The following is a 5,196-nucleotide window of genomic DNA, read 5'->3' as shown; positions in this document are numbered from 1 at the left end:
ATTTGTGAACTCATAATGTTGGTTTTATGAGTCAACTTTTTTCAGGGTAAGACACAGAATAACCTCGTTCACCAGCTGTTCAAAATCCGTTCACTAAGCGTTAACCGGCCGTCATCATCATTCCTTAACCGGCATTTAAATACTGATTAAATACCGTTTAAACACCATTTAATACTCGAAAGTTATTCCGATGGTAGGCAATATCGTTCCACTCTCCATCTTTATACTCTTCATCACATAATGTCCGGGACGATTAGTGTCAACCTCCCCTGTACTCATCAACGCATCCGGCTGACGGAGCTTGCTGGCAGTGATATTTTGTATGTCAACATAGAATCCCAACATACACTTTTTCAGATAGAATGTCTTGTCAACCCTGACATCCAATTGTCCGAAAGCCGGAAGACGCTCCATATTATAACGGCTATAGTCATAATAAGCACGTCCCTGAACATTCCATGCTTCTATAAGTGATGATTTTTCCTCATCGTACGGAGTATATGGCGAACCGCCTATGGCACATACACGCATACCTACACTCCAGTTCTTTGACAAGTTATACGTTCCGCTCATATTGAATATGAATCTGTTGTCCCATGCAGAAGCCACATATTTATCATCCGCTCCGGATTTAAACTCACTCCTGAAGAAAGTAAGCGATGAAGAAAGATTCAGTTTCTTTGCCAGCAGCCATTTGAACATGATTTCCACACCATATGAACGGCCTTCCGCATCTGATACAAGCAGTTCGTTACCTATAACGCCATAATCGTTTCCCTTACATGAAAGCGGAATATTGTCTGCTACGGACAAAGGCATATTGTTGTACATCTTATAAAATCCTTCTGCCGAAACTTCCATTGTTTCGGTAGGATTCCATGTCAAGCCCAAACTTTCTTGAGTGACAGACGTATAATCAAGTCCCTTATTTACATAAACACCGGAATTATCTTTATAACCTAAAGCGGTATATGCCGGAAGCTGATAGTAGAGCCCCATATGTCCGCTGAGATAAAGTCCGTCTATAAGCCTGTAGGAAACAGAAAGACGAGGCGACAGCTGCCTCCACAGTTCTTTCATCTTGTCACTGTAGTTATTTCCGTCGGTTCTTACACCGAGAGAAGCCGTAAACTTCTCATCGAACGATTTGTAGTTGGCAGAAGCATATATTCCCCAGCGCAGCATATTGAGTGACGTATTGTAATTGAACTCATATAACTTGTCGGAGAATATCTTCTGATAGGTATCGTTTGTGTAATGAGTGTAATTCAATTCAAAACCGGCATTGACCTTCCATGAAGCCCACTCGGATGTATTCTCCACACGTAGCTTGGTTTCCTGTTCTACGGAGCCCAAATCAAGATTCAGATTGTCAGGATTGCTGTCATCATTATTCTGAGATTTAAAGTTTCTGTTATGCAGATAACTGTGGCTCAATGTAACGGACTGTACATGATTGCCCGCATAATGACGGTACACACTACCCAAAGTAAATGTTTCCTGCTCTATCGTAGGCAGATAGCTAAGAAGATATTCGGCATAATCGCCATCGATATCCATATTCAGTTTCATGCGGTCCAATCCCCCAAGGCCAAGCACGGTGAGTTCATTCTTGTCATCAAATCTTGTCTTTATCTTGAAAGAAGCATCTGTATAAGCCGGCAGGAACGGCAATCCGAGCACCTTAAATAACATCTGCAGATATGACTGTCGTACAGATACCAGATAAGAAGTCTTGTCACCCAAATGACCGTTTGAACTGAGGGATACTTCGGATGCACCGAGAGTAGCCTTAAGCGAATTACGCTCCATACTTCCGTCGCGAAGGCTGAATTCAAGCACAGAGCTCAAAGCATTTCCACGATGAGCCGGGAAAGCGCCGCTATAAAATTTGACATTTCGTATCAGGTCGGCATCAATAAGCCCCACAGGACCGCCGGAAGCTCCCTGCGTACTGAAATGGTTAATGTTAGGTATCTCTACCCCATCCAGATAAAATCTGTTTTCAGACGGACCTCCACCACGAACTATCAGGTCATTTCTATATCCAACAGGCGAGAATGCCACACCAGGATAGTTCTGTACCACACGCGATATGTCACGGTTTGCCCCCGGAGCTTTCTCTATCTCCTGAAGTCCGATAACCCTCAGGCTGACAGGACTCTCGGCTACTCTACGGAACGGTGAGGCCGTGACTGTAACCTCAGATATTGAAGTGCTCTTCTCCTCCATCTCAATATTGATATGAGGAGTGATATGGTTTACTCTGTATTCTTCTGTAAAGACAGTCTTATAGCCTATAGTTGAGGCTCTCAACTGGTATATACCTGGAGGAACAGAATTGATTGTAAAATTTCCGTTTATATCAGTTGAAGCACCGATGTTAAGTCCTACAACCAATATATTGACAAACTCCAAAGGCTCACGCGTAGACTTGCTTACTACCGTACCTTTAATCTGATAATTTTGGGCAAATACAGCTATAGAAACTATTGACAGGACAAGCCCACTTATAAATCTTCTGAACATATAAAAAGTTTTTCACATTAACAGATGCAAATGCAGTGATTACAAATAAAAAAAGCCATCATAATAGATGGCTTTATATAAAATGAATAGGAAAATTATTTCTGACTTTCAGTCCAGGCATTATTTATAGCCTGAGCAATAGCGGCAAATTCATCTGAAGTCAATGAAAGTTTAGGATTCGAGAAGAGCATATCCGATTCTTTCTGGATTGGGATAAGGTGGATATGTGCATGAGGAACTTCAAGACCGATAACAGCCTCACCTACCTTCTTGCATGGGAATGCTTTCTGAATAGCAAGTGCAACGCTCTTTGCAAAAACATGCATTTCAGCCAGTTCGTCATCTTCCAAATCAAAGATGTAATCCACTTCCCTCTTCGGAACTACCAATGTATGTCCTTTCACTAAAGGGTTTATATCAAGAAACGCATAAAACTTATCATTCTCAGCCACTTTGTAGCTTGGAATTTCTCCTGCAATGATTTTACTGAATATAGTTGCCATATCTTTATATAATATTAAATAAGGCAAGTCCGCACGAAGCAGACCTGCCTTAACAATTAAAATGATATACTTAAAATTTCAAGACTGATTTTACCCTGAGGTATTGTAATCTCAGCTACATCACCAACTTTCTTGCCAAGCAATCCCTGAGCAATAGGAGTTGTTACTGAAATCTTTCCTTCCTTAAGGTTGGCTTCACTTTCAGACACGATAGTATAAGCCATTTTCATATTGTTTTTTACATTCTTCAATTCCACACGTGTAAGAATCTGTACTGTATCAGCCTTCATCTTTGATGTGTCAATGATTTTTGCATCACCGATAGTAGCCTTAAGCTGGTTGATTTTCATTTCCAACAAGCCCTGTGCTTCCTTGGCAGCATCATACTCTGCATTTTCCGACAAGTCACCCTTATCACGTGCCTCTGCAATAGCAGCTACGATTCTCGGACGTTCCACTGCCTCCAGATGCTTTAATTCGGCCAACAGTTTCTGATAGCCTTCTTCTGACATATAAGCCATAATAATTTTCCTCCTAATTATTTTCGTTATTAATTAATTTCCTGATTTGATATAAAACAAAAAAGAATTCCGACATGTTCAACTATGCCGGAACCCTTCATCTTATATTCTGTGTGCAAAGATAAGCTTTTTTCTTATAAGTCAATCACATAAGTGCTTTATTTTTACATGCTATTAAACATGTTAAAGCAACTTTTTGATTTCTGCTTCCAAATCTGATTTTTCGTTCAACCTTAACACCAGTTCATTGTTTCTATTTACGAGAAATGCAGTAGGAAGTCCTGAAACGCCATATAATTTTGCATAAGTAGAATACGGACCTTGCGGATCACGGACACAAATCCAAGGCAGATTGTCGCACGCTGTTTTCCAGAAATGCTCGTCAGTATCAAATGATACCTGATATATTTCAAGTCCCTGAGATGAATATTTACTATAAAGTTCTCTCAAGGCCAACGTTCTGGTTCCTGAGTTGGAAGTGGCATAAGCAGTGAAATCTACCAACACGACCTTACCCTTCAGGTCTGTAAGATGCTTTGTTTCACCATTAATATCTCTTAATGGAATATCTATGATTGATGTTTCAGTCACCATATCCTCAGGAATCTCTATAGGTTTAGCCTGCGGAGTACGTGTATTCTTCATTCCTTTTATTACCATATTATACAGATTTCTCGAACGGTCAGCATGAGGATACATGTGATTAAGACTTGTTGCAACTGCAGCAAAACACCTGACATCATCTTTGCTTGAGAACGGGTCAAAAATCATTAAACCGTTCAGCTGCTGGAACAATGCAAAATACGATGAAGCCTTGTCCGGTTCCTTAAATATATACTCACGCTTCACCTTATTCTTATAGTCAGTAATCATACGCAAAAGGCTGTCTTGAGCTATACCTGCCGGAAGACCTGATTTATTCAGTTCATTTACCTTCTCCTGAAGTTCAGCCTGCAGTAACGAAAGTTCTTTTATCTTTATGTTACTTTCAGAACCTGTTACTGTATAACCAGAAGAGAATGTAGTATATGAAGAGTTTATATTTACAGTTTCTGTAGAATCCACAACAAAGTTTATAACCTTGTCATCAATTCTCAATCTATAAAAATCAGGTGCCTCAGGGCGTGCTGCGGATAAGTGGAACTTACCGTTTTCGCCGAGTTTCACAGAATCCACTTTAAGAACTCCATTCATCGAAGAATGTTCCATATACAACATTTTATCATCAGCTCCGGCTATTACACCCTCAACATTAAAAACCGGCCCGCGGTTACATGCCGCAAATCCTGCTGCAAGAAGCATGGCGGCAATATAATTTTTTTTGCTCATACCGTTATTCCTATTGGTTAAAAAAATAAATTTAGCGGTGCAAAGTTACTGTTTTAAACGATTTCACAAAGTTTTTTTCTTTCTTCTTAATAATCAGCGACAAAAAATTAGCATTTTATGAAAGTTTTACCTCATTACCACCCTTTTACTGCAATAAAATGTTTATCTTTGCGCATATTTTGACGAAAAACTATATTAAATCAATTTTTATGATCAATCCAATTGTTAAGACGATCGAGCTTGGAGATGGCAGAACCATCACACTCGAAACGGGAAAGCTGGCAAAACAGGCAGATGGTGCTGTTATGCTACGC

Annotated in this window: 4 protein-coding genes; all 4 read right to left on the bottom strand. The window is 40.0% G+C overall.

Features of this window, described 5'->3' with window-relative positions:
• Nucleotides 1-168: 168 nt before the first annotated feature.
• On the bottom strand, nucleotides 169-2,529 hold the full coding sequence (locus tag QZ379_RS11965) for a TonB-dependent receptor (RefSeq protein WP_291565060.1): 2,361 nt from the start codon (nucleotides 2,527-2,529) through the stop codon (nucleotides 169-171).
• Nucleotides 2,530-2,624: 95 nt separating this feature from the next.
• Nucleotides 2,625-3,032 carry an HIT family protein gene (locus QZ379_RS11960; protein WP_291565058.1) on the bottom strand — a complete coding sequence of 136 codons (408 nt, stop codon included), beginning with the start codon at nucleotides 3,030-3,032 and terminating at the stop codon, nucleotides 2,625-2,627.
• A gap of 56 nt (nucleotides 3,033-3,088) precedes the next feature.
• Complete coding sequence (gene greA, locus QZ379_RS11955; RefSeq protein WP_291565055.1) at nucleotides 3,089-3,553, bottom strand: transcription elongation factor GreA; 465 nt, start codon at nucleotides 3,551-3,553, stop codon at nucleotides 3,089-3,091.
• A gap of 183 nt (nucleotides 3,554-3,736) precedes the next feature.
• Nucleotides 3,737-4,882 (bottom strand): TlpA disulfide reductase family protein, encoded by a 1,146-nt coding sequence (locus tag QZ379_RS11950; protein WP_291565052.1) that lies wholly within the window; start codon nucleotides 4,880-4,882, stop codon nucleotides 3,737-3,739.
• Nucleotides 4,883-5,196: the final 314 nt, after the last annotated feature.

Source organism: Bacteroides sp. (assembly GCF_019417265.1).
Taxonomy (GTDB): domain Bacteria; phylum Bacteroidota; class Bacteroidia; order Bacteroidales; family Bacteroidaceae; genus Phocaeicola.
Note: the sequence above shows the minus strand (reverse complement) of the source record. Positions and strands in the feature narration are given on the sequence as shown.

Bases quoted from the DNA above. Each gene is read 5' to 3' on its own strand.
- QZ379_RS11965 (WP_291565060.1), bottom strand. From the start codon at position 2,529: ATGTTCAGAAGATTTATAAGTGGGCTTGTCCTGTCAATAGTTTCTATA.
- QZ379_RS11960 (WP_291565058.1), bottom strand. From the start codon at position 3,032: ATGGCAACTATATTCAGTAAAATCATTGCAGGAGAAATTCCAAGCTAC.
- greA (WP_291565055.1), bottom strand. From the start codon at position 3,553: ATGGCTTATATGTCAGAAGAAGGCTATCAGAAACTGTTGGCCGAATTA.
- QZ379_RS11950 (WP_291565052.1), bottom strand. From the start codon at position 4,882: ATGAGCAAAAAAAATTATATTGCCGCCATGCTTCTTGCAGCAGGATTT.